Here is a 4432-nt window from a genome sequence, read left to right as displayed (position 1 = left end):
CGCTGCGGGCGTGGTGGGACGCGGCCCGGATCGGCGACAGCTGGCACCGGGTGTTCTGGATCGCAGGCTGGCCCACCGGCGGACTGCGTCCGGGCTGGCTCGACCCCCTGCTCCATGACGTTCCCTGTGTCCGCACCCTCGCGCTCACAATGACCCCGGTGCCGTGGCGGGTCTCCCGCCGACGCATCAACAGCGACACCGTCTCCGTCGACACCGCCGTCCACCTCCGCGACCGGCATGCCTTCCGCGTCCCCGTCCACCTCACCCAGGCCCACGATGACATCGACCGCCGCGACGCCGAACTCACCGCCGGCTACCCCGAATACGCCTACCTCGGCCTCCTCGACGTCACCGCCCCCAGCCGGCACGACCTCGACGACGCGTCCGCCGCGATCGTCGACCTGGCCGCCCGCTGCGGCATCGTCGACCTGCGCCCCCTGCACGGCCGGCATCACACCGCCTGGGCCGCCACCCTCCCCCTCGGCCTCGCACCCCGGCCGACCGTCACCGGAGCACCCTGATGCCCAACCCTCTCACCCGGAACGGCCGAGAACACGAACGCCGACACGAACGCGGACCCGGGCGAGAACGCGGATGGGGCCGGTGGGGGCCGAAAGGCGCCCGGCTCGCCCTGCCGTGGAACGTCGCTACCACCGCACACCTGTGCGTGGTGAACCCCTGGTCGATCGAAGCCGGCCTCGGGGATCACGGCGTGTTCCTCGGCGCCAACCGGCTCGCCGGCGGCGCCTTCCACTTCGACATCATCGACGCCTACCAGGCCGGCCTCATCCAGGGACCGAACATGGTTGTCTCCGGCGCCGGCGCCTACGGCAAATCTGCGATCATCAAATCGTACGTGCACCGCGCCGCCGCGCTCGCCGCCCTGCACGGCCGGCCCCGCTTCACCGCCGTCATCGACCCCAAAGGCGAATGGACCCCCCTCGGCGACCGCCTCGGATACGCCACCCTGCGCCTCCGCCCCGGCGGCTACCTGCGCGTCAACCCCCTCGGCACCGGCACCGGCACCGGCCCCGGCGCCGTCTCCGCCCGGACGGGTCTCGACGACCAGGTGGCCCGCCGCGCCGCGGTGCTCACGGCACTGCTCGCCGTCGCCCTCGGCCAAGCCGAACTCCCGGTTAGCCAGCAGCGGCTGCTCACCGCCGTCGCCCGCCACCTGTCCACCCAACAGACCACCCCGACCCTGGTCGACGTCCGCCGGCTACTCGCCCACCCCGACCACACCCTCGCAGCCAACCTCGACACCACCCCCACCGAACTCCTCGACCGCCGCAGCCCCCTCCTCGACGCCTGCGCCACCATCCTCGAACAGGACCTGCGCGGCATCTGCGACGGCCCCACCACCCCCGGCCTCTGGGATCATGCCCCCGGCCTGATCCTCGACCTGTCCGCGCTGCTCACCCACCGCCGCGCGCTGCGCCTCGTCCTCTCTTCAGGTATCGTCGAGGCACCGGCCGGTGTGGCGCAATTGGTAGCGCTCTCGACTTGTAATCGAGGGGTTAGGGGTTCGAGTCCCCTCGCCGGCTCTTGTGAGCCCGCCCGCGTCCGGCCAAGCGAACGCTTGGACCAGGGCGGCACAGTAACTCGGAGTCGCGTGCCCTTCATGCTCGCCACCGCCACGGCCGCGCTCCCGCTTCCCCGCCGACTGCCAGGCCGCCGCGGCGGGATCCGAACCGCTGTGGCGCCGTCCGGCCTGCCGGGGGGAACCTGGAAGTGGGGCAACCCCACGCCAGTGAGGCAGGTGGTACCAGGTGCAGCGGGCGAGGAGCTCCAGCTCGGCCCGCTCGGCCCGGTCGACCCAGTCGACCCGGTCGACCCGGTCAGCGCCACCATCGGGGTACCCCGAGCGGCACCGATACCGCCGTCCACATTCTTGCCACCGAAAAATGTGGTGCCGGAACCGGTGAACAAATTTTGTCACAGCGGTTGTCGGGCAGTTCGTGGCGGTACGGTCGAGCACGAGGCCAGGCGTGCGGGAACGCCGTAAAGTGCCGTCTCCCGTGAATCGTCTCCAGAATTATCGGACGACGAGCTCCACCAAAGAGCCCCACCAAAGAGTGATTGACGTTGCTTGTCCGCGAGATAGGTTGTCCAAAATAGCGAAGGGCCAACCATGCTGATCGTTGCGTTGACAGGCGTCGCACGTCTGTGTGCCCGCCGTCGCTGGATCGCGGTCGGCATGTGGGCGGTGCTCCTCCTGCCTGCGGTGTTCTTCGTGATCGCGGGTCACGCGCAATACAGCCACGATGTGACGGTTCCCGGTTCCGAGTCGCAGCGGGCAATGAATCTGGCGCGCAAGGTGATTCCGGGCGGCGTCCTGCCGGACACCGAACAGATCGTGCTGCACGCCAGGCGCGGCACGCTGGCGGACCCGCTGGTGCACCGACAGGTCGAGGAGCTGCTCGCCGATGTCGGGAAGCTGCCGGGGGTACTCACCGTCGCCGACCCGTTCGGACCACTAGGCAGGATGGTGCTGGGTGTGTCACCGGTCAGTGCCGACGGGCGCACGGCGGTGGCTCCGGTAATCATGAAAGCGTCGGCGCTCGAACTCGACCTCGGCGCGATCAAACGGGTCTCGGCCACGGCCCGGTCCTACGGCGGCCCCGAGCTTCAGGTGGAGCTGGGCGGACCGGGCGCGACCGCGCTCACCTCGGCCGGCGTCCCGATCCGACCGCTGCTGGCCGCCCTCGCCGTCGCGCTGGCGGTCTTGTGCCTGACCCTGCGTTCGAGGGTGGCCGCCATGATCGCCGCTGTCGTCGCGGCCATGGCCACCGTCACCACCGTGGCCGTCACGACAGTACTGTCCCACCATGTCCTGACTACTCCCTTCGCCGCTCTGCTTGGCGGCATGATCGCCCTCGGGGTCAGCCTGGGCGGGTCCGTCCTGGTCGTGTACCGGGCGCAGACTGCGTTGGCACGGGGTGTGAGCCCGGTCGACGCGGCCACCGAGGCGATGGTGAAGTCGGTTGCCGCCCTGGCCTCCGGTGGCGTGTGCCTGAGCGTGGCGATGACCGGCGTGCTCCTGCTGGACCTGGGCCCATTCACGGGAGTCGCCCTCGCGGCCGGGGTGGCCGGGGTGCTCAGCGCCCTGGTCACCCTCACGCTGTTGCCAGCGCTGCTCGTCCTCGGCGGCACCCGGATGCTGGGCTGGGTCGGACGGCATTCCCTGACCACGACGGGTCGTGGCCTACCGCACCGGCCGGGCGTGCGATCGTGGTGGGCCAGGCAGGTGGGGCGCCACCCGGCTGTCGCCGTGGCCGCGGCGTGTGTGCTGCTTGTCGCCATGGCGGCACCGGTGGTAACCCTGCGGCTCGGTGGCGCCGACGCGGGCGCGGAGCCCACGTCGGCCACCGCGCGACGCGCGTATGACGTGGTCAGCCGCGACTTCTTCAGCGGTCTCAACGGGCCGATGCTCGTCGTCGTTGACCGGGGAGAAGGCAGCCGGACCGTCGCTACGACCGTTTGACCCCGCCGATCGTTTCCCGTGTCGGGTCGTCCGTCGTCTCACCATCGCTCACCATGAACCGTCACGGTGGGCCTTTTCCGGCGGCCAGCAGAAACGGCCTCTCATGCCGCCGAGCGTATGTCCTGATGATCGGCACCTACAGCCCCACACGATCAAGATCTTCGGATTCGGAGATCGACCGGTGGCCGGCGGTGGGTGCTGTGGGTGAGGGTGCGGTAGAGGGTTTCGAGGTCGGGGTCGGTGGCGCCGTCCCAGAGGGGGTCGGCTTGTTCGGCGCGCAGGTAGGAGTGGTATTCGGCGCGGACGGCGCTGCGGTCGCCGGCGTGGGCGTAGGCGCGCATGCGCTGGGCGAACAGGCCGGGGTGGGCGGGCAGGACGGCGAGGCCGCGGCGGGTGGCGTCGAGGACGGCGGCGGTATCGCCGTGGGTGAGGTGCAGGTCGGCGAGGAGGAGGGCGGCGCGGACAACGGTGGTGGTGAGCTGGGAGCCGAGTTCGGCGTCGATCCACGGGTGGCGGGCGGGGGTGCCGCGGACGAGGTCGAGTCCCTCGGTGAGGGCGGCGATGGCGACCTCGGGATGGCGACGATGGGCTTCGGCGTGGCGGATGTGGGCGTGGAGCAGGTCGAGGTCGGTGACGACGGCGGGGTGGAGGGTGATGGTGGTGTGGCGGGTCGGGAGCCATTGCCGGGCCTGTTCGCCGGCGAGGGCGACGAGGATGCTGCGGGCGCAGCCGAGCTGGTTGTTGATGGAGCGGGTCTGGGCGCCGGTGGGCCAGAGGGCGGCTTCCAGGTCGGTGCGGGTGCGGCCGCGGTGGGTGGCGAGCCAGGCGAGGACTTCCAGGGTGCGTTCGCGGGCAAGGTCGCGTGAGGGTCGGCGGCCGTCGCGGGCGACGACGGCCAGGGGGCCGAGGAGGCCGATCATCACCTGCCAGTCGGGGCCGGTGTAGGGG

At 71.1% G+C, this 4432-nt stretch carries 5 protein-coding genes and 1 tRNA gene; 3 read left to right on the top strand and 3 right to left on the bottom strand.

The window, feature by feature from the left end; all coding sequences use genetic code 11:
* Positions 1-521 (top strand): SCO6880 family protein (locus AC08OX_RS13860; RefSeq protein ID WP_476608205.1); only part of this gene is annotated, 521 nt, incomplete at its 5' end.
* On the opposite strand, the gene AC08OX_RS13855 is transcribed toward AC08OX_RS13860, so the two are convergent.
* On the bottom strand, positions 452-1186 hold the full coding sequence (locus AC08OX_RS13855) for a hypothetical protein (protein WP_476608204.1): 735 nt from the start codon (positions 1184-1186) through the stop codon (positions 452-454). The two genes, AC08OX_RS13860 and AC08OX_RS13855, sit on opposite strands and share 70 nt — an antisense overlap.
* Before the next feature lie 33 nt (positions 1187-1219).
* Positions 1220-1381 carry a hypothetical protein gene (locus AC08OX_RS13850; RefSeq protein WP_476608203.1) on the bottom strand — a complete coding sequence of 54 codons (162 nt, stop codon included), beginning with the start codon at positions 1379-1381 and terminating at the stop codon, positions 1220-1222.
* A gap of 90 nt (positions 1382-1471) precedes the next feature.
* Here AC08OX_RS13850 and AC08OX_RS13845 point away from each other — a divergent pair.
* Both AC08OX_RS13845 and AC08OX_RS13840 read left to right on the top strand, forming a co-directional pair.
* A tRNA-Thr gene (locus AC08OX_RS13845) sits at positions 1472-1544 on the top strand.
* 587 nt (positions 1545-2131) lie between these two features.
* Positions 2132-3484: an MMPL family transporter gene (locus AC08OX_RS13840; protein ID WP_476608202.1), complete on the top strand. Its 1353-nt coding sequence runs from the start codon at positions 2132-2134 to the stop codon at positions 3482-3484.
* A 152-nt stretch (positions 3485-3636) separates the two neighbouring features.
* Here the strand turns inward: AC08OX_RS13840 and AC08OX_RS13835 are convergent.
* Positions 3637-4432 (bottom strand): AfsR/SARP family transcriptional regulator (locus AC08OX_RS13835; RefSeq protein WP_476608201.1); only part of this gene is annotated, 796 nt, incomplete at its 5' end.

The organism is Frankia sp. CoBUL1, from assembly GCF_978021245.1.
This window is presented reverse-complemented; position numbering and strand designations above follow the sequence as displayed.

Coding starts and splice junctions, on each gene's coding strand:
- AC08OX_RS13850 (WP_476608203.1), bottom strand. CDS start 1,381: ATGATCCCAGAGGCCGGGGGTGGTGGGGCCGTCGCAGATGCCGCGCAG.
- AC08OX_RS13840 (WP_476608202.1), top strand. CDS start 2,132: ATGCTGATCGTTGCGTTGACAGGCGTCGCACGTCTGTGTGCCCGCCGT.